The organism is Paraburkholderia sp. SIMBA_054, from assembly GCF_046534875.1.
Classification (GTDB): Bacteria; Pseudomonadota; Gammaproteobacteria; order Burkholderiales; family Burkholderiaceae; genus Paraburkholderia; species Paraburkholderia hospita.
The window spans coordinates 13,573-34,486 of the sequence record NZ_JAWRXV010000085.1 but is presented as its reverse complement, the minus strand read 5'-3'; the positions used below and the strand labels follow the sequence as shown (position 1 = coordinate 34,486).

The 20,914-nt window shown below is 63.1% G+C and carries 25 protein-coding genes; 12 read left to right on the top strand and 13 right to left on the bottom strand.

Features of this window, described 5'->3' with window-relative positions; translation table 11 throughout:
• The first annotated feature begins 75 nt into the window (after nt 1–75).
• Nucleotides 76–375: a hypothetical protein gene (locus SB822_RS49665; protein ID WP_007580261.1), complete on the top strand. Its 300-nt coding sequence runs from the start codon at nt 76–78 to the stop codon at nt 373–375.
• 13 nt (nt 376–388) lie between these two features.
• Here SB822_RS49665 and SB822_RS49660 read toward each other — a convergent pair whose 3' ends face one another.
• On the bottom strand, nt 389–811 hold the full coding sequence (locus tag SB822_RS49660) for a BspC domain-containing protein (RefSeq protein ID WP_039900248.1): 423 nt from the start codon (nt 809–811) through the stop codon (nt 389–391).
• Nucleotides 812–940: 129 nt separating this feature from the next.
• Complete coding sequence (locus SB822_RS49655) at nt 941–1,363, bottom strand: rubredoxin (protein WP_410858179.1); 423 nt, start codon at nt 1,361–1,363, stop codon at nt 941–943.
• 24 nt (nt 1,364–1,387) lie between these two features.
• On the opposite strand from SB822_RS49655, the gene SB822_RS49650 reads away from it, so the two are divergent.
• Nucleotides 1,388–1,564: a hypothetical protein gene (locus SB822_RS49650; protein ID WP_161556769.1), complete on the top strand. Its 177-nt coding sequence runs from the start codon at nt 1,388–1,390 to the stop codon at nt 1,562–1,564.
• Between the two features lie 362 nt (nt 1,565–1,926).
• Here the strand turns inward: SB822_RS49650 and SB822_RS49645 are convergent, their stop codons facing one another.
• Nucleotides 1,927–2,127, bottom strand: a complete 201-nt coding sequence (locus tag SB822_RS49645) for a hypothetical protein (protein WP_007580266.1) — start codon at nt 2,125–2,127, stop codon at nt 1,927–1,929.
• A gap of 187 nt (nt 2,128–2,314) precedes the next feature.
• Entirely contained in the window at nt 2,315–3,367 is a 1,053-nt protein-coding gene (locus SB822_RS49640) for an FUSC family protein (RefSeq protein ID WP_410858178.1), read from the bottom strand.
• A gap of 120 nt (nt 3,368–3,487) precedes the next feature.
• On the opposite strand from SB822_RS49640, the gene treF reads away from it, so the two are divergent.
• The 3 genes from treF to SB822_RS49625 all read left to right on the top strand — a co-directional run bounded on the left by treF (nt 3,488) and on the right by SB822_RS49625 (nt 6,436).
• Nucleotides 3,488–5,284 (top strand): alpha,alpha-trehalase TreF, encoded by a 1,797-nt coding sequence (gene treF, locus SB822_RS49635; RefSeq protein WP_410858177.1) that lies wholly within the window; start codon nt 3,488–3,490, stop codon nt 5,282–5,284.
• A 184-nt stretch (nt 5,285–5,468) separates the two neighbouring features.
• Nucleotides 5,469–5,708, top strand: coding sequence for a hypothetical protein (locus SB822_RS49630; protein WP_007736514.1), 240 nt, complete (start codon nt 5,469–5,471; stop codon nt 5,706–5,708).
• 251 nt (nt 5,709–5,959) lie between these two features.
• Nucleotides 5,960–6,436 (top strand): hypothetical protein, encoded by a 477-nt coding sequence (locus SB822_RS49625; RefSeq protein WP_079490802.1) that lies wholly within the window; start codon nt 5,960–5,962, stop codon nt 6,434–6,436.
• Nucleotides 6,437–6,496: 60 nt separating this feature from the next.
• Here SB822_RS49625 and SB822_RS49620 read toward each other — a convergent pair whose 3' ends face one another.
• The 3 genes from SB822_RS49620 to SB822_RS49610 all read right to left on the bottom strand — a co-directional run bounded on the left by SB822_RS49620 (nt 6,497) and on the right by SB822_RS49610 (nt 10,119).
• Nucleotides 6,497–7,207, bottom strand: coding sequence for a lysophospholipid acyltransferase family protein (locus SB822_RS49620; RefSeq protein ID WP_410858176.1), 711 nt, complete (start codon nt 7,205–7,207; stop codon nt 6,497–6,499).
• A 381-nt stretch (nt 7,208–7,588) separates the two neighbouring features.
• Nucleotides 7,589–9,673 (bottom strand): putative bifunctional diguanylate cyclase/phosphodiesterase, encoded by a 2,085-nt coding sequence (locus tag SB822_RS49615; protein ID WP_410858175.1) that lies wholly within the window; start codon nt 9,671–9,673, stop codon nt 7,589–7,591.
• A 212-nt stretch (nt 9,674–9,885) separates the two neighbouring features.
• Nucleotides 9,886–10,119, bottom strand: a complete 234-nt coding sequence (locus SB822_RS49610) for a hypothetical protein (protein WP_410858174.1) — start codon at nt 10,117–10,119, stop codon at nt 9,886–9,888.
• Nucleotides 10,120–10,427: 308 nt separating this feature from the next.
• Here SB822_RS49610 and SB822_RS49605 point away from each other — a divergent pair, with 308 nt between their 5' ends.
• A complete protein-coding gene (locus SB822_RS49605) occupies nt 10,428–10,571 on the top strand; it encodes a hypothetical protein (protein WP_007580282.1) in 144 nt (47 codons plus the stop codon).
• A gap of 88 nt (nt 10,572–10,659) precedes the next feature.
• Here the strand turns inward: SB822_RS49605 and SB822_RS49600 are convergent, their stop codons facing one another.
• A complete protein-coding gene (locus tag SB822_RS49600; RefSeq protein WP_410858173.1) occupies nt 10,660–12,639 on the bottom strand; it encodes a PhoX family protein in 1,980 nt (659 codons plus the stop codon).
• 162 nt (nt 12,640–12,801) lie between these two features.
• The gene (locus SB822_RS49595; RefSeq protein WP_007580286.1) at nt 12,802–13,503 is read right to left on the bottom strand and encodes an SDR family NAD(P)-dependent oxidoreductase; all 702 of its coding nucleotides are present in this window, start codon (nt 13,501–13,503) and stop codon (nt 12,802–12,804) included.
• 455 nt (nt 13,504–13,958) lie between these two features.
• Between SB822_RS49595 and SB822_RS49590 the strand changes: the two genes are divergently transcribed.
• Complete coding sequence (locus SB822_RS49590; RefSeq protein WP_410858172.1) at nt 13,959–14,459, top strand: hypothetical protein; 501 nt, start codon at nt 13,959–13,961, stop codon at nt 14,457–14,459.
• Here the strand turns inward: SB822_RS49590 and SB822_RS49585 are convergent.
• Nucleotides 14,414–15,421: an AraC family transcriptional regulator gene (locus tag SB822_RS49585; protein ID WP_410858171.1), complete on the bottom strand. Its 1,008-nt coding sequence runs from the start codon at nt 15,419–15,421 to the stop codon at nt 14,414–14,416. The genes SB822_RS49590 and SB822_RS49585 overlap by 46 nt on opposite strands.
• Before the next feature lie 200 nt (nt 15,422–15,621).
• On the opposite strand from SB822_RS49585, the gene SB822_RS49580 reads away from it, so the two are divergent.
• Nucleotides 15,622–16,224 (top strand): phosphatase PAP2 family protein, encoded by a 603-nt coding sequence (locus SB822_RS49580; RefSeq protein WP_410858170.1) that lies wholly within the window; start codon nt 15,622–15,624, stop codon nt 16,222–16,224.
• 141 nt (nt 16,225–16,365) lie between these two features.
• Here SB822_RS49580 and SB822_RS49575 read toward each other — a convergent pair whose 3' ends face one another.
• Complete coding sequence (locus tag SB822_RS49575; RefSeq protein WP_410858169.1) at nt 16,366–16,686, bottom strand: DUF4148 domain-containing protein; 321 nt, start codon at nt 16,684–16,686, stop codon at nt 16,366–16,368.
• Between the two features lie 185 nt (nt 16,687–16,871).
• Complete coding sequence (locus tag SB822_RS49570; protein WP_079490784.1) at nt 16,872–17,600, bottom strand: transposase; 729 nt, start codon at nt 17,598–17,600, stop codon at nt 16,872–16,874.
• 201 nt (nt 17,601–17,801) lie between these two features.
• Here SB822_RS49570 and SB822_RS49565 point away from each other — a divergent pair, with 201 nt between their 5' ends.
• From SB822_RS49565 to SB822_RS49550, 4 genes are all read left to right on the top strand, one after another.
• Complete coding sequence (locus SB822_RS49565; RefSeq protein ID WP_007580298.1) at nt 17,802–18,146, top strand: cupin domain-containing protein; 345 nt, start codon at nt 17,802–17,804, stop codon at nt 18,144–18,146.
• 118 nt (nt 18,147–18,264) lie between these two features.
• On the top strand, nt 18,265–18,999 hold the full coding sequence (locus tag SB822_RS49560; protein WP_410858168.1) for a glycine zipper 2TM domain-containing protein: 735 nt from the start codon (nt 18,265–18,267) through the stop codon (nt 18,997–18,999).
• A 128-nt stretch (nt 19,000–19,127) separates the two neighbouring features.
• Nucleotides 19,128–19,424, top strand: a complete 297-nt coding sequence (locus SB822_RS49555) for a hypothetical protein (RefSeq protein ID WP_007580305.1) — start codon at nt 19,128–19,130, stop codon at nt 19,422–19,424.
• Between the two features lie 97 nt (nt 19,425–19,521).
• Nucleotides 19,522–19,797 (top strand): hypothetical protein, encoded by a 276-nt coding sequence (locus SB822_RS49550; RefSeq protein WP_007736488.1) that lies wholly within the window; start codon nt 19,522–19,524, stop codon nt 19,795–19,797.
• Between the two features lie 10 nt (nt 19,798–19,807).
• On the opposite strand, the gene SB822_RS49545 is transcribed toward SB822_RS49550, so the two are convergent.
• Nucleotides 19,808–20,722, bottom strand: coding sequence for an alpha/beta fold hydrolase (locus SB822_RS49545; protein ID WP_410858167.1), 915 nt, complete (start codon nt 20,720–20,722; stop codon nt 19,808–19,810).
• Between the last annotated feature and the right edge of the window lie 192 nt (nt 20,723–20,914).

Below are 20,914 nucleotides of genomic sequence, written 5' to 3'. Positions count from 1 at the left end.
AATATCAGTTCATGGCGCGAACTCGCGCATCGTGCGCGAACGACACGCCGAGATCAGACCGGCAGCCCGTCGCAGATGAAATCGTACGTCGTACTGCTCGCAGTATGGATGGCCGCGTTCGGCACAGCCGGGGTCTATTCGGCTTACGCGGACGGCCCGGTTATCATCGCGCTCGCCAATCCGTCTTCCGACTTCGACTCACCCGCGTTCGAACCTGATCATCACGACCGGCACCGGTCGGGCACGCCGTCGCCCGCCATCATCCACGGTCCGTCGTATCTTTCCGCGTTGCGCGAGTACGATGTGCGTTCGCTGACGCGCAGGTTCTCATACGGCTCGCCATCGGATTTCAAGCTGAACAACCACGGCGATTGAGCCGCGCGCCTCGTCAGCGCACAACGGGCGTTTGCCCGTCGACCTGCTGCAACGACACGCCGACGACATGCTCATGCCAGACGCCGCACTGCGCGATCACTGGCATCCACGACTGCCGGTTACGAACGCGTGCGAACGCACGCATCGACACGGTCGATTCGACCGTTTGCGAACCGTTGTTGCCGGAAAAGAGGCCGCCATCTTCGTTGACTTTGGCCTTCAGCACGCGACGGTCCGGTGCGAGGAACATGTCATAACGTGAGGTAGTCCGAATCCAGCGGTCGAGCTCGGCGATGCAGTTGATGACTGTGGGTCGGACGTGAAGACGCGTGAGATATGCGTAGTCGTCGGGCACGTCGGTCTGGGATTGCGAGAATGCGCTCGTGCAGAACCAGACGAGACTGAAGACGCCCAATAGGGCAGTAATGCTTTTCATTAGGAAGCGGTGCCCGGAAGTGCAGATGTGTTGCAAACGTTCAAGGCGCGAGAGTATACCCGCTTCGCCGGATGGCTACCGTTTGCGTCGTCTGTGGGCTTTGCGCAGCGCTTCGCCAACAAGGCGCGATCAGAATTCGACGAGCGCGAAATCTTCCTTGCCGACATCGCACAGCGGACAGCGCCAGTCTTCCGGCACATCGGCCCATCGCGTGCCTGGCGCGATGCCTTCTTCCGGCAAGCCGGCTGCTTCGTCGTAGACCCAGCCGCAGATCACACACACCCACTGCTTGAAGTCGTCGGCGGATGTCTGTGTCTGCGTCGCGGCATTCGACCCCGCTGGCTCCGCAACGCCCGCGCTCTCGTCCTTGTCGAGCGAGACGACGAGCGGCGCAGGCCGCTCAGCGGCCGGCGTGCCGAGATAGCGTTGCAGCGCCTGATGAAGCTCGACGGCTTCGTTGTGGTTCAGATCGATCCAGAAGGGATCGCCCGCGCCATCGTTGAGGCGATCGGGTGAAAACTGGAGTTCGACGGCAGTGGCTTTCGTGTACATGTGAAGTGATGGCTGGACGAGCGCATGCGGCCGCTCGCCGCGCAGCGGCTGTATCGGCCGCCGCGCTCAGAAAAAGTGACGCAGCAGCGCGCTGCACAGCGCGGCAGCGATACCGATCAGACCGAGGGTTTCGAGAAGCGTCAGCGAACGGCGAGCGTTGGCACGATTAGGTGTCGACATGGGCTTAAACGGAAAAATTGACGGATGGACCGAAGCGTTGCATCCGGTCCGAAAAAAACGTGAGTCCGGATTTTAAACGCTCATTCGCCCGGTAGCTTTCTTTTCGCTGTCGGCTTGCGCGGATCGAGGTGTTGCATGCGGGAAGATTGACTTGCGTTACGAGCCTGAATTATCGCTCGCGCGAAGGCCGTCATTCACTCTTCGTGGTTGATAGAGTCTTTCGCCGTCGGCGGGTTATTGATGTCTGCGACGGACTCGATGTTCTCGCTCACTGCTCGATGGCGAGCGCCTACGACGCGCCGCAGGCACCTACATGGCCCACAGCGCGCGATGCAAATCGACGGTCGATCCGCGACAGATGCAAGAGAGGCGCAGCCGCCGCTTCACTGACCGACAGGCGCGCAATCGCCGCGGCTCTGGCAATTGCTTTGCCGCTTTGCTTCCTGCGGATCGTTGCCCGTATCGTGCACGCGGTAGTCGGCGCGATAGTAGTCGGCGTTCTGATCGATCTTCGCGAACGACGCCACGGGCGCGGCCAGACCCGCCAGACCCGCGACAGCAAGAACAAACGCAAGGGTCTTCATTGTTCACCTCCTTGTTTGATCGTTGCGACAACAATCGACTGCGAGCGAGGCGCGATGGTTTGCAAACGTTGATGGCGGGCGTGATCCGATTCGTCAGTCGTTTGCGTGCGACGAACTATCCGGCCTCATCGAAAAGGATAGTCGCTGCCTCGCCCCGTTGTTAGTTTTGGTGAGGCATAGCGAACACTTACGGCGCCTTCGTTTTTCCCGTGGGCGTCAACACCTGCACGAGCCCGTCCGTGTCCTTGACGATCAACGCCATCACGAGTTCGATGCCCGGCGCGAGCGTCGCGTTTGCGCCATCCACACGCTCGTTGATCCGCTTGAGCAACGGGTCGAGCGTCGCGCGCGCGTCCTGCAACTTTGGTTTGTTCAACGGAATAGCGCCGACCGCATCGGCGAGCTGCGACAACGCACGCGGCACCGCCGACCACGCCTGATCGAGATGCGGCACTTCGTCGCCCACGCATGTATGCGCGAGCGCCTGACCGAACACCAGCACGTCGCGGTGCAATCGGCTCAGAAACGGCGGCACCTTGTCGATCGCGTCGGAACTGCCGCGCAGGATCGGCACGAACACATGCTCGCGCCCCGCCTCTTGCAATGCGTCCGCAAGCGCTGTTTGCGCGGCGAGGCTGCGCTGCTCGAGACGCGCCATCTGCGCGTCATCCCGCGAGAACGCAAGCTTGTGCTCGATCATCTGGGCAAGCGTCTCCAGACATTCGCGCGCGTTCCGATGCGCGCCCTTCAACGCGCGGTTCGGCCACATCACTGTTGCGACGAACGCAGCCGCCGCGCCGATCAGAATTTCCGCCACGCGATGCGCTGGCCGCACGAACGCCGAGCCGCCGTCGCCCGGCACGAGCACCACGATCACCAGCGTCACGCACGCGAGCCGCAAGCCCGGCCGCGCAGCGGCCAGCGCCGCCAATGGCAGCAGCGCGACGGAGAACACCGTCAGCGGCTCGATGCCGCGATCCATCACGACCAGCCCGATCCCGCCCACGATCCCGCCGATACACGCGCCGATAATCTGGTCGCGTGCGGTCGTGATGGCCTGCGTAAGACTCGGTTGCGTCACGACGATCATCGTCGTGATCAATGCCCAATAGCCTTCGGGCAATCCCGCCAGTCTCGCGGCGCCGTAGCTGAGCACGCAACCCGACAGCGTGCGTCCGAAGCGGCGCGCCTCGGGCGCGCGTATCAGGTTCGTGAACCAGTCTTGCTGTTGAACGGTCATTCGGGTGTTTCCATCAAAACGCATGAAACGCGGGTTGGGCGAGCGCTATCTGCGCTCATTGGGGAACATGCAGTGCTCTCGTGACTCCCTTGTATTCGAAAGCCCTTACTCCGGAGCGTCATGCCGATGCAGCAAGCCCATGCCCGCCGCATTCTCTCGACTACCCTCTGTGCCGCCGCGCTGCTCGTCGCTTATATGCAGCCAGGCGCCGCGCAAACACCAGCGGCCAATCAGGCTGGCATCAACGGCACCGTATCGCCCGTCGTGCCCGTGCCGCCGTCCGAGCTATACGGCGCGCTGTATCGCGATGTCGAACTCGCGCATCTCTACCCGGACAGCAAGACCTTCGCCGACATGGTGCCGAACGCGCCGCCGCAACAGATCGTCGCCGATTATGCCAGGCAGAAGGACAAAGCGCAGTTCGCACTGAAATCGTTCGTCGAACAGCGCTTTACGCTGCCCGCGCGCGAAACGAAGAACTACGTGTCCGACCCGAACCAGAGCATCACGGCGCACATCGACACGCTCTGGTCCGTGCTTAGGCGCGACCCCGATGCCAGCGCGAGCCCGTGGTCGTCGCTGCTGCCGCTGCCATTTCCGTACATCGTGCCCGGCGACCGCTTCGACGAAAATTACTACTGGGACTCGTACTTCATCATGCTTGGATTGAGGCAAAGCGGACGCGAAGATCTGCTGAAGAACGAACTCGACAACTTCGCGGTCTTGATCGACCGGTACGGCCATATTCCGAATGGCAATCGCACGTATTATCTGAGCCGCTCGCAGCCGCCGTTCTTCGCGCAGATGGTGCGTCTCGCAGCCGATCGCGAAGGCGATCAGGTCTATCTGCGCTATCTGCCCCAGTTGCGCAAAGAATACGCGTACTGGATGGACGGCCACGACAAGATCGCGGCCGGCAGCGCCTACCGGCATCTCGTGCGCCTGCCCGACGGCACGCTCCTGAACCGCTATTGGGACGAGCGCGCCACGCCGCGCGACGAATCGTATCGGGAAGACGTCGCCACCGCGCAAGCGACGCCGCAGCGCAACGCCGAAGACCTGTGGCGCAATCTGCGCGCGGGCGGCGAAACCGGCTGGGACTTCAGCTCGCGCTGGTTCGCCGACGGCAAGACGCTGGCGACGATCGAAGTCACGTCGGTGATTCCCGTCGATCTGAACTGTCTGCTCGTCGATCTCGAACGCACGCTGGCCAAAGCGTATCGCGTGCAGGGCGACGCTTCGCACGCGGAAAATCTCGAACAGCGCGCCGCCGCGCGCGCCGATGCGATCCGCCGCGTGCTGTGGGACCCGCAACTCAACGCCTTCGGCGATTACGATTTCGTCGCGCACCGGCTCACGCACCGGCTGAGCGCGGCGACTGTCTATCCGCTGTACGCGGGCGTCGCGACGAAAGCGCAGGCCGCCGCGGTGGCGGCGACCGTCCGCGCTCGCCTGCTGCGCCCTGGCGGCCTCGCGACCACGACAGTCAACACGGGCCAGCAATGGGACGAACCGAACGGCTGGGCGCCGCTGCAATATCTCGCCGTGACGGGCTTGCGGCGCTACGGTCACGCGGACCTCGCGCAGCAAATCGCCACGCGCTGGATCGGCACGAACGTCACGTACTACCAGCACACGGGCAAGCTGGTCGAGAAGTACGACGTCGATGCCAAGGCGGGTACGACGGCGGCAGGCGGCGGCGAGTATCCGTTGCAGGACGGCTTTGGCTGGACCAACGGCGTGCTGCGCACCTTGATGGCGATGTATCCCGGCGCGGCAGGCCCGTCGACACGCCCCGCCGATGTGCCTGCGGGTGCGGCGGGCGTATCGGAAGCGGCCTCGGCTGCGGCCGCCGCGCCGAAAACGACGCATCGTCTACGCGCGACGCCTGCGCCGTCATCTTCGCCCGCGCCGTGATGCGCGAACGCCGCCGAAGCGCCGTCTAACTGCTTGTTACGAAACTCGCACACATGTTGCACCTTCGGCATGGGCCGCCACGTACACTGCGCTCACAGTATCCAGCGCGATTCGATGCACGACGCTATTGAAATCGGGCGCGCTGGCGCAACATCGGTTCGATCAAAACAAACGGGATATCAGCATGACCGCTTTCGGGAAAGCCACACTCGCCGCCGCAACGCTCTTTCTTGCCATCAGCGGGACGGCGCATGCGGCGGGCTGCATCAAAGGCGCCGTGGTTGGCGGCGTCGCGGGACACTACGCGGGCCATCACGCCGTGGTTGGCGCGGTGGGCGGTTGCATCGTCGGGCGGCATCTTGCGAAAAAGCACGCCGACGAACAGGCCGCGCAACGTCAGGCCATTCACGCCCAGTACCAGTAATGCCGGCAAGCCTGCGTACTTCGCTCGAAATGGCCTTCGCGATTTAAGTCTGTCTTAATTGTCCCGGCTCATTATTCGTTCGCAGGCTTGTCGTTGGATCCCTGCCGACGGGAGTTGCGCCTCAGCGTTGACTTCCGTCCCATGTAACACCAATCATCCCCTGTAGTGCCGCCAGAGCATCGGCGGCACCTTTTTCCTGGCGACCACAAGGCCCCCGCCCGCACAGGAAACGAAGATAAGAGGTACATCACATGTCGAACAAGTCGAGAAGCCGCAAACAGACCCGTCACGCTCCCGCCATGTCGCCGTTGCTGCGCGCGCTGACCTTCAGCCGCGCCGCACACGAGCCGATCACACGGGCCATGCTGTTGCAAGCATATGCAAGTCTCGACGCGTTCCGCCGCGGGCAAGGCTCGCGCGAGCTGTTCACGACGCTCGGCCGGCAACTGCTCATTGCGGAAGAACTCAGCCGCATCGGCCACCTGCCCGAAGCGATCGACGATATCGCCGAAGCGCAGATCGCGATGACCGACATCGACGGCGCTGAAAAGGTGCGCGGCGAGTGGACGGTCGAAGGCGACAACTACGCTTGGCTGACCATCGCGCTCGACGCGTTCGACCGACAGCTCGCCGTTGCTTCGCTGGAAGATATCGCCAAGGCCGAAGCGCGGATGATCGAAGGGCTGATGCGCACCGAGCAGGAATTCGCGCACCCCGTCGCCGCCTGAGCATACGACCTGGCGCGCCGCCGTTTCAGGCGGCGCGATGTAAAGCGGAAGCCGCGAGCGCTAGAGCTTCAGTAGCTCGGCCTGCATCCAGTCATGCACCTGATGGCTGAGTTCCTGCGGTGACCGCTCGACAGGCGACAGCGTCGGACCGATGACGACGCGGATTTCCCCCGCGCCCATCGGCCAGCCCTTCGCGGGCCACACCTTGCCGGCGTTGTGTACGACGGGCACGATCAGCGCGCCCGTCGCGCAAGCCAGACGCACGCCGCCCGACGTGAGCTTGACGGGCGCGCCGTGCGGCACGCGCGTGCCTTCCGGAAAAATCACGACCATATCGCCTTTCGCGAGACGCTCCGCCGCTTCACGCGTCACGGCGACATGCGCCTGACGCGGCGAGCCGCGGTCCAGGCTGACCATGTCGAGTCCCTTCAGCACCCAGCCGAAGAACGGAATGCGCAGCAAGTCCTGCTTGAACACAAAGCTGATCCGGCGCGGAAAGAGCGCGAGAAACGCGAGCGTTTCCCACGTCGATTCGTGGCGGCACAGGACGATCGACGGTTCCTTCGGCAAATGTTCGAGGCCTTCTATCGAGCAGCGGATGCCGAACGCCGCGCGCATCACCGCGACGAGCGCCCTGCACCATAGCGCCGCGAGCCCGTAACGCGCCGACCGGCTGGTGAACGGATACAGCAGCAGCATCACCGTGGACCAGATCGTTCCGCTTCCCAGCAGATAGATGATGAACAGCCATTTTTTGAGTACAGCGCGCATGTTGTGTGGCATCGACGGAAAGTGAGAAGGCGCAAGCCAAACCCAGATACTACCGGCGATGAAAAGATCGCATGCGACAAAGCCGCAGCGCAGCTCGACCCGACGCGCGGCACGCACAAAAGAAAACGCCGGCCAAGGCCGGCGTTCATGCTGTAGTTTTAAAGGCCGCGGTCGCCTGACGGCGCCGGAAGGCTAGACATTCGGCAAAGATTCGCGCCGTGTGGCGCTCACGCTTTGCAGACGGTTCAACCCTTCGCCCCTTTCGATTTATCGCGTTACGCGCAAACTTCCCCCGTGCGCAAGCAGAGTATCGCCGACCTGCGCGCGTCGTTATGTGGTCAACCGAACGTTCAGACGAAACACGCCGCGCAGCCGCACGCGTCAGGACAGACTCGGCTGCGTGCATTCTTTCGACAAGGCGTCCAGGTCCGCAGCCGGAACCGGCCGTCCGAGCAGAAAGCCTTGCAAAGCATTACACCCGAGCCGCGTCAGAAACTCCTTTTGCGTCGCGGTCTCGACGCCTTCCGCGACGATCTCGATACCCAGCGTATGGCCGAGCGCGACTACGGACGAGACGATCGCCGCATCCTCCGCGTCATGCGCCAGCTCGCGCACAAAGCCCCGGTCGATCTTCAGCTCGCTCGCGGGCAAACGCTTCAGATACATCAGACTCGAATAGCCAGTGCCGAAATCGTCGATGGAAATCCGCACGCCCATCTCGTGCAGGCTGTGCAGAATGCGCAGGCTCGCGTCGACATCGCGCATCGCCGCCGACTCGGTCACTTCGATCGTCAGACGGCGCGGATCGACGCGATGCCGCGCGAGCGTTTCGCGCACCAGCGACGTCAGTTGAGGGTGGCCGAACTGCACGGGCGACAGGTTGACGGCGACGTTCCAGTCGCACGCGCCCGAATCGAGCCATTCGCGGATCTGGCGGCACGCTTCGTCGAGCACCCATTCGCCGATCGGCACGATCAGCCCCGTCTTTTCGGCAAGCGGGATGAATTCGTCGGGGCCGATCAGGCCGCGTTTCGGATGTGCCCAGCGCACGAGCGCCTCCACGCCCGTAATCGGCCCATCGGGTGCGGCGAATTGCGGCTGATAGTGCAGCACCAGTTGCTTGCGCTCGACGGCCACGCGCAGGTCCTGCGTTAGCTGCAACTGGCCCTGCATGTTCTCGTTCATCGACACATCGAAGAAGGAATACGCGTTGCGGCCCAGCGACTTCGCGTGATACATCGCGGCGTCGGCGTGCATCAGCGCCTCGTGGCCGCGAGCGCCGTCGGCGGGACACATCGCGATGCCGATGCTGGTCGAGATACCCAGTTCGTGGCCGTCGATCTCGAACAGCGCGCCGATCACGGCCAGCAACCGGCTGGCGACGGCTATCGCGCCCGCCTGGTCCTCGCCGGGCACGAGCAGCACGAATTCGTCGCCGCCCACGCGCGCCACCGTGTCCCGTGCGCGGACTGCCGACGCGAGCCGCTCGGCGACCTGCACCAGCAGCCGGTCGCCGACCTGATGGCCGTATGCGTCGTTGACGACCTTGAAGCCGTCGAGGTCCATGAACATCAAGGCGAACTGGCTGCCGTCCACGCGCGCTTTCGCCAGTGCTTCTTCGAGCCGGCCTTCGAGCAGCACGCGGTTCGGCAGCTTGGTCAACGCGTCGTGCCAGGCGAGATAGCCGAGCTCCTGGTTGGCTTGCGCAAGCGAACGGGTCAGCGCCGCGTTCTCCGTTTCGAGCCGCAGCTCGTCGAGCACGGAAATCGACAGTACGACGCCCGTCACCGCGAGCGTCACGATGATGATGACGACGGCGACCCACGTGGTGTTCACGCCGTCCGTCGCCGCGACGCACAGGCTGCCGACCGGAAAGGCCGCCGCCGACATGCCCGTGTAGTGCATGCCGACGATCGCGAGTCCCATCACGACGGCGGCGCCCACGCGTAGCGGGCGCACGCGGCGCGAGTTGTGCCGCAGGCTGAACGCCGTCTTCAACGCGACGCCCGAGGCGGCGACGGCGATCACGATCGACAGCGCGAAGAGCCCGGCGTCATAGGCGATGCCCGGCTCCATCTGCATGGCTGCCATGCCCGTGTAGTGCATGCCCGCGACGCCGAGGCCCATCAGGACCGCGCCGCCCGCGAGCCGCCCGGTGGGCAACGAGTCCTGGCAAACGAGCCACAGCGCGAACGCCGACGACGCAACCGCGATCGACAGCGAAAGCAGTGTGACGACGGGATCGTAGCCGAGCCGGATTGGCAGGCTGAACGCGAGCATGCCGATGAAGTGCATCGACCAGATGCCGAGCCCCATCGCGAATGCGCCGCCCGTGAGCCACCAACGCGCGGCCCGGCCGGTCGCCGTCGTGATGCGGCCCGCCATTTCAAGCGACGTGTACGCGGCCAGCACCGCGACAAGGAGCGAGAACAGCACGAGAAGACTGTTGTAGCTGCCCTGTAACATGAGAGCCCCCAGAATGTGCCCCTCGGCCACTCGCCGGACTTTGATGAATGAAGCAGTCCTTTATCCGAGAAAAGAGGCGTTTGAAGTACGGTTTATCGACATCCGACAGCAAAATGTTAAGTGCGGAATGTCAAATTCCGAGGCTCTGCTCGGTTTTACGATTGCGTTCGTAGGTGTCCCACTGGCCTGGCGGCGGGATTCGGTGTATTGCGCTAGTCGGCCATCACGAGTATCCGCACCTTGCTCGTCAGCGACGGCATGACGAAATTCGATATCCGGCCAGCGCGGACGTCGAACATCAGTTGCTCGAGCCTGTCGAGCAACGACGGACCTTGACTGAGCGCGAACGCCCCCGCGCTCGCGCCTTCAATCTCTTTCATCAGCGCACGCCGCGCCCGCACGATGCGCTCGACGGCGCTCGCTCTCGATACGAAAAACTCTTCCACGTAGGCCGAATCCTTTTCGGCGCGTCCAGTGTATTGACAGCGCTTGCGCCGCGTAGCCGCAAATAGTGACAGAGACGAATGCTTTGTGGTCCGACGTGAAAGAAGCGGTGAGGAACCGCCATTCGCGGCAGCGCGCGCGTTGAATCCTTCGCACATCAATCGTCCTTCTGATTGCCGGCGCGCAAACCTCACGCTTCGGAAAGGGCGAAATCTGGCTTTGGAACTTCCAGATTGTGACGGCCAGTCGGTGGACTTACGCTCCACTCACACATCACCGTCGATCGCCCTCGCATCAGAAAGGAGACACCATGCTTTCCGCTTTGGTAGAAACGGTAGGAGCGCTCGGCATTCTGGCGAGCGTCGCAGCGAAGATCGCCGAACTGCGCAAGGAGTACCGGCGCTGCAAGAAAGTGAACGCCAATAAAAAAACCCCTCCGAAGAGGGGTCGATGAATCGCCCGCGACCGGGCCTTCCGTCCAGCCCGAAGCGTCATCAAATTCCCCGCGATGAGGCCCGTAGGGATCGCCGCAAGCTATTCCGTCAAGCGAGCTTGATCGAAGTCGGGTCGGCCGTCAGATAGCCGACCGCCGCGCCGAAGCGATCCTTGTAGTTCGCGCGCACGAGCGGATCGAGTGCGGTCTGCACTTTCGCGTGCAAGCTGCTCCAGTCGCCCGCGTGCTGGAAATTGCTCATGATGTAGGTCCAGCCGTTGATTTCATCGACGGCATGCAGGCCCGTCGATTCGGCGCCCGCCGGGCACGACAGGATGCGCGACAGCGTCTTCGTGTCGACGTGGTACGCCCACAGGAAGTTGTTGACGTGCATGCCGCTGTCTTCGCCGATAAAGAGCGTGCGCAATTTCTCTGAGAACTTCAGGTTGTCGGGGTTCGCGATCTTTTCCGGGTTGGCGGTATTGCCGAGGCTGTCCGCCGCAGCGAGGTCTTCACCGACGAGCGCGGCGGGCGCGCTCATGTCGACAGGCACCCATTCGCTGTTGATCGCCGCGCCGCCCAGGTCGCTCTGTCCGCCCTTCATGTTCAGCGCGTAGACGGCGCCTGACGAGATGCCCTTGTCGAGCGCGATGTCGGTCGAATGCGCGTTGCCGCGCACCATCGACGCCGTGATCTGCGACATCGCCGAGTACAGGATCTTGTCTTTCGCGTTGACCGTCGTGCCTTCGAGCTTCGTGAAGCCCATGCTCGCACCGCGCAGCGCGGCGTAGCGGTGCGTCTCCAGGAACGCGGCCGCCTTCTCCATGCCCGGCTTGATGCGAATCCAGTTGAACTTGCCGCCGAAGTGAATCTGCGTGTACGTCGGATCGCTGGGCGGCGTGGCCTCGTTGGTGACGATGTCCATGATGTCGGCGTTCGTCAGCGTGTTGGCGAGCGCTTCGATTTCGTCGCTGGTCGCGTTGCCGAGATTGAGCCACGTGAGCGTCGCAGCGCCCGCGCCCGCCGACGATGTTTGCGCCCACTTCGCTACGTACAACGTGCCCGCCGACAGGTCCGCTTCCTTGTCGGCGACGAACATGAAGAGGCCGCCGTTGGTCGCGTCGTCGCCCATCAGCACGGTGCGCTTGTCCGGCATCACCTGGATCAGCTCGTGCGAAATGCGGCCGAGGCAGTAGTGCTTCTTGACCGTGCCCGTGCCGTCGGGATTGACGGTGACTTCGGGCAGATGCCCGTAGTGATAGGGACGCGCCGTCGCCGTGTTGCCGTACAGGTTCTGGCTATACGCCTGGAACTGCGTGTTCGTCGCGATCGTCGCGGCGTCCGGCTCGTATTCTTCGCTCGACAGATGCGTATTCCACGGCGACAGGCTCGCGCCGCACGTGATCCACAGACCATGCGCGCCCGACGTATCGACATTCGAATAGCTCACGAGCGTGAGCTTGCCCGTCGCCGGGTCTTGATCGAGCGTGAGCACGGCAATGGGCGACGGCAGCTTGCCGTACATGTCGCCCGCGACCGTTTGCGTCTGGTCGCGCGTCGCGTATTCGAACTGCACGACGGCGAACACCGGGTTGCCCTTGACGCCCTTCACCGTCGGCTTGTCGAGGCGAATCAGCGAGGTGCCGTCCGGACAGTCGGAGAAGAACTGGCGTTCCTTGCCGGGCACCGACCTGTCGATGATCGGCTGCTTGTTGATATCGAAATAACCGCCCGCGACGATCGTGCCGCCCGTCGTGTTCGGCACCGTGTCGCCCGTGATGAAGAACGGCTGATACGCGAGCTTATAGCTGCGGCGGCTGCCGTCGGCGAACTGCGCGGTCATTGTCGAGGCGACCGTGGTCGTCGCCATCGCGGCGGGATCGGCGAGCGACGGCGCGGCCATGCCGGCGAACGACGCCGCCGTGAAGGCGGACGTCGAAGGGGAAGGCGTAGCGCTTGCCGCGTGGTCGTTACCGCTGCCGCATGCTGCGAGCAGCGAGGCGGCGGCCGCGCTGCCGAGCGGCAGCATCGGTGCGCCGGCGATGATCTTGAGCGCCTTGCGGCGTGAGTAGTCGAGTGGCTGCGCCATGTTGTTGTGATCCGTTGGTAGGGATGGGTGGTTGGCTCAACAATCAGCCCACGCCGCGGATCAGTCGTCCATGGCGCGCCTTGATGACGCGCTAATTTAATGAATGATTATGAAATATCTTTGACAGGCTTCTGTAATGTTTAAATTAGATTTCAATCGATCTCACACTCGCCCGGCAACGGGAATCAAGGCGCCCGTCACGCACTGAGCTTCCTTCGACAGCAAAAACGCGATCACGCCGCCAATCTGCTCCGGCGTCACCCAGCGCGTGAAATCGGCATCCGGCATGTCGGCGCGATTCTGCGGGGTGTCGATGATGCTCGGCAAAATCGCGTTGACCGTCGCGCCCTTGTCCTTGAGTTCTTCGGCAAGCGCTTCCGTCAGACGCATCACGCCCGCCTTCGACGCAGCGTATGCGCCCATCCCCATGCCCGCCTTCAACCCCGCCATCGCGCCGATATTGACGATGCGCCCGCCCGTGGCCTTCGTCAGATGATGAAGCGACGCTTTCGTGGCATTGACCGTCGTCTTCACATTCACGTCGAACATGCGTTCCCATGTGTCCGCGCTGCCGTCCGCGACCGTCTCCCAGCTAAAGCCGCCCGCGACGTTCACGAGCGCATTCAGGCCGCCGAGCTGGCTCGCGATCGAATCGACCGCGCGTTGCGCCGCGTCCCGTTCCGCGAGATCGACGCCGCTCGCGACATACGCCTGCGCCAGCGACGCAGGCAGATTCGCCGGTGCCTTCCCTCTGCCGATCAACGCGACTTTCGCGCCGCGCTCCGCCAGCACTTGCGCCGTCACGAGACCGAGATTGCCGAAGGCGCCCGTAATGGCGACGATGGTTCCATCCAGACTGTTCATGAATTACGCGCTCCCAACGCAGATCGATGCCCGACGAACAAACGCCCTGTCACGCGTTCATTCGCGGCACAGGGCGCACTCGAAGACAGTGTTGTCGCAAGGTTCGCTCGCGTCAATTGAAGGAATCGCGAGGTGCTCGCCGATGACAACAGGACGCCCGGCAAAGCGCGCCGGACGCGCGGCAAAGTCCGCGCGACGCACACGACAAAAACGGACGATCGGACAAAGAGGCGCGACGCAAGGGCAAGGGTCTTTGAGGCACCTTGCCTCATAGTGAATCCCGAGACGGCATCGAGCACCATCCATCATCTGTTGCAGCAAGCGCGTTCAACGACGTCAGGCAGCAAGGTCTTGTGAAGTCGGGTGTCCAGCCTTTTCCATCGCCGTGGCAAGACGCGACGCGTCCGCCTTCGGCCACGAGAATCCGCGACCCTTTCGTCACAGGAGGCCTTGTCATGCGTCACCTGCCGGACTTGCAGCGACGCTGCATCAGCGAAATTTCACAGGCTCAATTGCTCGCGCTATTGCACAGCGACGTGCTGACGCGCGAGAGCCTCGCGCTCTTGCCGACCGTGCTGCTGATTGCGTGGCTGCAGGTTCATACGCATGTCGGCTGGGATGCGTGCTTCGCGATCGTGCGGCAGTTGAACAACGACCACGGCAGGCATATGCGCGAACTCAGCACCGCGCTGTCGTTGTTGAGATCGCTGCGCGGCACGCGGATACTCGATCCGCTCGCATGGCATGCCGCAGCGCGGCGCATCGTGCACGCGATCGCAAGCGAGCTTCGGACTCTCCATTCGATGCCACGGCGAGCTGCCTGCGTCCGCGTTGCGCGCGGCGGCTTGCCCGGACGGAACCGCGTGACCTTCACGCTGCGGCGCAGCGGTCAGTTGCTGGAGTTGTCGCGTTACTGGCTCGCCGCCAGAGCCTCGGCGCCGTTGACATGGCTATGATGCTTTCGCCACGCAGCGGGCGGCTGGCCGAACTCGCGCCGGAACGCGCGATGGAACGCCGATTCCGATTCGTAACCGACTCCCTCGGCGATCGCCGCAATCGCCTTGCTGCTGTACGACAGTTCCTGCGCCGCGACGATCAGACGCCAGCGCGCGAGGTATTGCATCGGCGGTTGGCCTAGCAGTTCGCTGAATCTGGCTGCAAACGCGGAACGCGATAGGCCGACTTTTCGCGCGAGTTCATCGACGGTCCAGTTGTAGGCAGGTTGCGCATGCAGAATCGACAGCGCGCGGCCGACGAACCGGTCCTTCACGCCCGCGAGCCAGTTCTTGCGGTCTGCCGGCAAGTCGTCGATGCAGCGCCGCACTGCCCACACGAACAGCAGTTCCGACAAACGCGAGAGCACGATGGCGCTGCCTGCGCGCCGTTGCGCCGCCTCGGTCGCGGCATAGCGCAGCGACGCTTCGATCCATGCCGAGTGCGGATCGTTGCGCACGTCGACCTTGAAGAGACGAGGCAGCGAGCCGAGCACCGGGTTGGTCAGCGCATCGTCGCAGGCGAGAAAGCCGCATAGCACGCTGGTCCGCGCGCCGCCTCCGCCGTACGAGAGATTCAATACTTCGCCCGGCATGGCGGCCAGTTGAGATTCGATGAGCGGTCCGGCGGGCACGGGCGTCAGATCGACCGCGCTTCCCATGATGTGCGCCTCGCCTTGCGGCACGACGAGCAATTCGCCCGCGCCGACGCAGATGGCGGGCTCGCTGCAGTCGGGCAGTCGCGCCCAGCACGTGCCTTCCGTGATCAGATGATAGGAGACGACACGGTCCGACTTCGGCAGATACGCGGTGCACAACGACTGATCGGCGTGACCGATCACGCACCACGGCGCCGTCAATTCGGCGTGAAGATAAACCGCGCCGCCCAGGCGCACGACGCGCAGCACGTCGGAGACCGCATCCATGAAGCACCGTCCTTCATTTTCGGCATTTTGCTAAAAGACGGCACATGTGCCGTCTTTTGCAAGTTCATCGAAAGAATACTCCGTTCGTTGCGTACACGTGCTCAACATGCATTGCATGGCCCTAAGCGTGACATAAGCTTCACCCGGTACGATCGGGCGACCGTTTTCCACCAGGGTTTCGATCCCGCCACGATCACAGCATGCACACACTCGAAGCGTTAAATCAGGCGCTCTTTCTCACGATCAACGCGACTACGTCGACGCCACGCTGGCAAATCGACGTCGCGTCATTCATCGCCGACTACGTGATCTATTTCGTTCCGTTGATGCTCGCCGCGCTATGGCTCTCGGGCATCAGGAACAATCGCGCGACGGCGCTGCGCGCATGTTGCGTTGTGCTGCTTGCGCTCGGGTTCAATCAGGTCATCGGTCATGCGTGGTTGCATCCGCGGCCGTTCATGATCGGGCTTGGTCATACGTTCATCGAGCATGCGCCGGATTCGTCGTTTCCAAGCGATCACGGTACGGTGTTCGCCAGCGTTGCGCTGACCTTGCTGTTGGCGCGCAAGCGTTGGTACGGTGAGCTAACGCTCGTTGCAGGGCTGGCCGTCGCTTGGGCGCGCGTGTTCGTCGGCGTGCACTATCCGCTGGATATGGCGGGCGCCGTTGCGATTGCGTGCGTGGCACATGGGGTCGCCACGCCGCTTTGGTCGCTGGCGGGTGAGGCGGTGACGGACCGGTTGATCGCGTTGTATCGGAAGGTGCTGGCGTGGCCGATTGCGCGCGGGTGGCTTGTTCAATAAAGCCGGTGGTCGCTGCTTGTCAATGATGTCGGACCGCTCGCCCAAAAAACAAACCGCGACAGGCGTTCCGTCATATGACGGCGCGTGTCGCGGCGGACTGAATCAAGCGGTGCGCTGGCTACGAAGCCAGCGCTTTGCGCATCAGTGGTGTTCGAAAACAGGCACCGAGTAAGAGCTCGGGGAGAACGAAGCGCGTTGACCACCTTGCGACGAACCATCTGCAACACCGCCGACACCACTGTTTTGGACGCCGTTGGCAGCATCAACCTTTGCTTCTGCGGCCTGAATGTTGGCCGGATATTGCGTGTCGCTGCTATTCGACGGGACATAACCCGCTTTTTCCAGTTGCACCAGCTCGGCGCGGACTTGGGCACGGGTCACCGGCTGGCTGGATTGCGCGAATGACACGACCGGAACAGCGAGGACAGCAGCAACTGCAAGAGCCTTGATGAGCGATGTCATGATCATTACCTCCAGATTTGTTTTCGGATGCTTCGAACTGTTTTGTTCGTTGCGTTGAAAACAGTGTAGGAGTGTCGGCTCTGCGGATAAACATCTGATCAACCAACTCACAGTTTCAGGAAACGTTATAAACCGCCCGAAACTGGTGCGCGATGCATTCCGGATCATGTGTGAGGCCGCGTGCGTCAATCGGCCGCTCTGTGCAGCAGTTCCAATTCGAAGCGCACGCCGTGCAGTTCGATCCAGCGTCGCGCCCACGTCAGCGCGCATTGCAGCGCGTCGTCCGGCATGTCGAACTTCGGGCCTACCAGGCCGGAGCGCGCGACGCGCCTACCGTCCCGCGTGATCTCCGCCCAGCCGCGAAACATCGCGCCCGGCACCGGATCCGCCGCGACATACACGACATAGCCACACTCGTCGATCACGCGCGCGCCCTTCGCTGCGAGCCCCATCCAGAATGCGCGGCTCGGGTAGTCGGGGCGCAGCTCGTGCGCGGGTTCTTGCTCTGCCGGCGATGCCTGCCACGACGCCTGGCTTTTCCAAATCACGCGAGGTATGCCGCGCTCTTCCATCGGGCCATCGTCGCGTTTCGGCACGGGCTTTTTGCTCACGCATGGCGCATCGGGCACGTACGAAAAACTGCGTCCCAGCTCGCGCAGGATGCGGATCATATCGGCGATCTTGCCATTGAGCCGCCACTCTTCGAAACGGCATCGGCAAGTCGGTTGCGACGGATAGTGCGCGGGCAGCTTCGACCACGATTGCCCAGTGGTCAACACCCATAGCACCGCATTGGCGACCACGCGCGTCCTGATGCGCGGGCGTCCACGTTTGAGAACGCCTGCATGCGGTTGCGCGTTGAGAATCGGTGCGACCAGCGACCATTCTTCGTTGGAAAGCTCCTCGAAATGCATTCCCTTCTCCCGACCAGTCTGCGCGTGCCGTCCAGCCCAAGCGAAAGTCAGGTGTGCGCTATCGGCAAGCGACACACGCACGCGCTTTGACATTGACCCACGCCGCAATTTTTGATGCAGTCAGGATTGGGAACGGGCTCGACGTCAAGCCTGCTGAATCTCGCGTCAGGAAATCCCTAACGAAAACGAACGGGAAATGAGATGAACCAGCAACCTACCGCGCCGCGCTTTTCATCCGTCGATGCGCAAGCGCTACCGTGGACACCGTCAGCGTGTGCGAGCGGCGTTCAGATCAAGAATCTCGGCAAGGCCAACGGACGCGCGATGCAGCTCGTTCGCTTCGAAGCGGGCACGGTGTTCCCGATGCACCTGCATACGGGACCGGAGTTCATCTACATGCTCGAAGGCGAGGCTATTCAGAACGGCCAGCGTCTGTTGCCGGGATGGGTGGGCATTGCAGAAGCGGGAACGGTCGAAGATCGATTCAGGAGCGATACGGGCTGCGTGTTTCTGTTGATCTACGATCTCGCGCAGCGCTTTTGCTGAGCGCGCATATCGCATCGAAACACTCGCTACAAATGCTTACAAAGCCGTTTCAGTATCACGTGCACCGCGCTCGGTCGAGCGGCGTTATTGCAGGCACACACCAACCGTGGAGCCCACGATGAGCGCCAACGTCACGAACAGCATTGCGCAACGCAGCCGTATCCATCCCTTGATCGCGGGCGCGGCTGTGTCCGTGATACTCGCTAGCGTCACCGGCGTTGCAGCGATGACGGGCATTCTGCCCGTGTCGCACGCGACGCCCCCGGCCAACGAGCAGATCGCGCCCGCCGTGGCGCAAGCGGCGAGCGTGCCGCTCGCCGCTACCCAGCAAACCGGCATGGTGCAGCAAACGAATGCCGCGCAACAGGTCGCGCAGCCCGTCGCGCAGCAAGCAGCGACCGAGGCTCCCAAGCCCGTTCATCACACGCGCAAGCCGCGTGTCGCACCGGCTCCGCAATACGCGAACGGCGACTACTCGCAAGCGTCTGCGCAACCGGCAGGCACACGGCAAGTCGCCGCAGATCCCTATGCGGGCGAAGTGGTGGCTGTCAACGCCGTGCAAACCCCCGAGCCGACGACGGGTCTCGGCGCCGTAGGCGGCGCCGTCGCGGGCGGACTGATCGGCAATCAGTTCGGCGGCGGGCGTGGGCGCATTCTCGCCACGGTCGTGGGCGCTGTCGGCGGTGGTGTCGCGGGCAACGGCATCGAGCACGCCGTGCGCAAGCAGACGAGCTACCAGGTGCAGGTCCGCATGCAGGACGGCAGCTATCGCAACTTCACTTACGCGACGCAGCCGCAGGTGCAGGTTGGACAACGCGTGCATGTATCGGGCGACTCGCTCACAGCTTCCTGATCGCGCGGTTACCTGGCGTTACACACGCAACAGGGTGGAAGCAACATGAGAACGACTGCATTTCTACAATGCGCGTCACTCGCCATCGAATGGCGTCCATCTGCAGACGCCTTGAACGGAGCAACACGTTGAAACACCTGACACTCATCTGCGCGGCCGGACTTTTCAGCGCATGCGCGTCCACCGCGGCACTCGCTCACGTCGATGTCGGCGTGACGTTCGGCGTGCCGGCTCCCATCTATGTCGAACCGGCGCCTGCCGTCGTCTACGCACCGCCGCCGCCCGCCGTCTACGCGCCAGCGCCCGTCTACTACGGCGACGGCTACGGATATGGATATGGATATGGCTATCGCGACGACCGCGGGTGGCACCACGATCACGGCCGCCATCGCGGGCATCGTCATCACGACGATGACGACGATTAAGGCACCGTAACTCACTGCCAGTTCAAATAAAGCATTGCCATGCGACCAGGCGCCGTGGTAGAAGCACGGCGCAGAGTTATGTCGACAGGAGCATGCAGTGAAAAGAACCGCCGATAACAGGCTTCAGGTGGTTGCGGTACGAGTGGAACCGGCGATCGAACGGAGGCTGAGGCTATTGGCCGAAGTCACGGGACGCCGGCAATCGTTTTTTCTGCAGCAGATGATCGAGAGCGGCATCGCCGCGATGGAAGAGACGTGGCTGCCGCCCGGCGTCCTCGCGCAGGTGCGCGATGGCACGCTGCCGTCGCGGGAGCCGGAACGCGTTCCCGCGCCGGATCTTTTTGGCGATCTGTTCGCGGATCAGGACAGTTGATGCGATCGCTTTAACAAGCGACGAACGCTTCGCGGATCGCCGCAACGAGGGCCTCCGCGAGACGCGGGTCCGACGCCAGATGACCCGCGTCGACAAACCGGCCATGCACGGCGGGAACCGCGCGCATCAAGCGGTGCAGATTGTCGGGCGGACAAACGGGATCGCGAGATCCATGCACCGCGTGCACCGCGACACCCGATGCGACCGCACGCTTCGCCAGCGCGATCAGACGACGTTCGCCGAGCCAGCAATCGTGCGCGAGATAGTGGGCCTGGATACGGTATTTGGCTGTCGCCGCTTGATCGCGCTTCGGAGCCTTTTGCCTGCGAGCCGCAGCCTGCTTGTGCATCAATACCGCGTTTTCATATGTACGCCACGCGACAGCGACGGCATCGGCGCGTCCGTGCGGTTGCGATCGCATCGACCGCATGCAGGCCGATGGCAGCGACGACGCTCGCTCGCAACGCGTTGCTCGCATCAACGCGTGCCACTCGCGCGGCGCACGAAAACGCGACGTCACAAACAGGCGACGCACTTCGCGTTCCGACGTTAGAAAGAGCCCACGCAACACGACGCCGCTTACGGACGCGGGATGCGTTCCCGCGTATGCCAGCGCAAGCGCCGCGCCCCACGATCCACCGACAACGCCCCAACGCGCGATGCCCAGTTGCGCGCGTATCGCTTCGAGATCGCGGATCAGGCACTGCGTGTCGTTATGGCGAAGGCTTCCACGCGGCGTCGATGCACCTGTGCCTCGCTGGTCCACCATCACGACGCGAACGCGCGTGAGATCGAACAGACGCAACGCGCCAGGCTGACTGCCGCTTCCCGGCCCGCCATGCAGCACGACGACAGGCACGCCGTGTGGATCGCCATGCACGGTATAGGCGATCGCGTGACCATCGCGAGTGATCGTTCGATGCATCAAGTCGTGTGCACTCGTATGCGTTCCTGACGACGAACGCGTTTTCAGAAGAATGAATCTTCGCATGCCCGATTCCCACCGACCGCTTCGTCCGCAACCCATCCTTTCGTCCGGCTAACAGCATCGAATGGCGCGCGTCTTGCTTTTAACTCCCGCGATGCCTGCACCACGACAGGCACGATACAGGAGGAG

What these genes read in the sequence shown, in the direction of transcription:
- SB822_RS49665 (WP_007580261.1), top strand. Translation starts at nt 76, where the DNA reads ATGAAATCGTACGTCGTACTGCTCGCAGTATGGATGGCCGCGTTCGGC.
- SB822_RS49585 (WP_410858171.1), bottom strand. Translation starts at nt 15,421, where the DNA reads ATGGATGCGGTCTCCGACGTGCTGCGCGTCGTGCGCCTGGGCGGCGCG.
- SB822_RS49655 (WP_410858179.1), bottom strand. Translation starts at nt 1,363, where the DNA reads ATGTACACGAAAGCCACTGCCGTCGAACTCCAGTTTTCACCCGATCGC.
- SB822_RS49575 (WP_410858169.1), bottom strand. Translation starts at nt 16,686, where the DNA reads ATGACATCGCTCATCAAGGCTCTTGCAGTTGCTGCTGTCCTCGCTGTT.
- SB822_RS49545 (WP_410858167.1), bottom strand. Translation starts at nt 20,722, where the DNA reads ATGCATCGAACGATCACTCGCGATGGTCACGCGATCGCCTATACCGTG.
- SB822_RS49565 (WP_007580298.1), top strand. Translation starts at nt 17,802, where the DNA reads ATGAACCAGCAACCTACCGCGCCGCGCTTTTCATCCGTCGATGCGCAA.
- SB822_RS49570 (WP_079490784.1), bottom strand. Translation starts at nt 17,600, where the DNA reads ATGCATTTCGAGGAGCTTTCCAACGAAGAATGGTCGCTGGTCGCACCG.
- SB822_RS49615 (WP_410858175.1), bottom strand. Translation starts at nt 9,673, where the DNA reads ATGTTACAGGGCAGCTACAACAGTCTTCTCGTGCTGTTCTCGCTCCTT.
- SB822_RS49630 (WP_007736514.1), top strand. Translation starts at nt 5,469, where the DNA reads ATGACCGCTTTCGGGAAAGCCACACTCGCCGCCGCAACGCTCTTTCTT.
- SB822_RS49650 (WP_161556769.1), top strand. Translation starts at nt 1,388, where the DNA reads ATGCGGCCGCTCGCCGCGCAGCGGCTGTATCGGCCGCCGCGCTCAGAA.
- SB822_RS49605 (WP_007580282.1), top strand. Translation starts at nt 10,428, where the DNA reads ATGCTTTCCGCTTTGGTAGAAACGGTAGGAGCGCTCGGCATTCTGGCG.
- SB822_RS49590 (WP_410858172.1), top strand. Translation starts at nt 13,959, where the DNA reads ATGCGTCACCTGCCGGACTTGCAGCGACGCTGCATCAGCGAAATTTCA.
- SB822_RS49600 (WP_410858173.1), bottom strand. Translation starts at nt 12,639, where the DNA reads ATGGCGCAGCCACTCGACTACTCACGCCGCAAGGCGCTCAAGATCATC.
- SB822_RS49560 (WP_410858168.1), top strand. Translation starts at nt 18,265, where the DNA reads ATGAGCGCCAACGTCACGAACAGCATTGCGCAACGCAGCCGTATCCAT.
- SB822_RS49660 (WP_039900248.1), bottom strand. Translation starts at nt 811, where the DNA reads ATGAAAAGCATTACTGCCCTATTGGGCGTCTTCAGTCTCGTCTGGTTC.
- SB822_RS49625 (WP_079490802.1), top strand. Translation starts at nt 5,960, where the DNA reads ATGTCGAACAAGTCGAGAAGCCGCAAACAGACCCGTCACGCTCCCGCC.
- SB822_RS49640 (WP_410858178.1), bottom strand. Translation starts at nt 3,367, where the DNA reads ATGACCGTTCAACAGCAAGACTGGTTCACGAACCTGATACGCGCGCCC.
- SB822_RS49595 (WP_007580286.1), bottom strand. Translation starts at nt 13,503, where the DNA reads ATGAACAGTCTGGATGGAACCATCGTCGCCATTACGGGCGCCTTCGGC.
- SB822_RS49645 (WP_007580266.1), bottom strand. Translation starts at nt 2,127, where the DNA reads ATGAAGACCCTTGCGTTTGTTCTTGCTGTCGCGGGTCTGGCGGGTCTG.
- SB822_RS49620 (WP_410858176.1), bottom strand. Translation starts at nt 7,207, where the DNA reads ATGCGCGCTGTACTCAAAAAATGGCTGTTCATCATCTATCTGCTGGGA.
- SB822_RS49580 (WP_410858170.1), top strand. Translation starts at nt 15,622, where the DNA reads ATGCACACACTCGAAGCGTTAAATCAGGCGCTCTTTCTCACGATCAAC.
- treF (WP_410858177.1), top strand. Translation starts at nt 3,488, where the DNA reads ATGCCGATGCAGCAAGCCCATGCCCGCCGCATTCTCTCGACTACCCTC.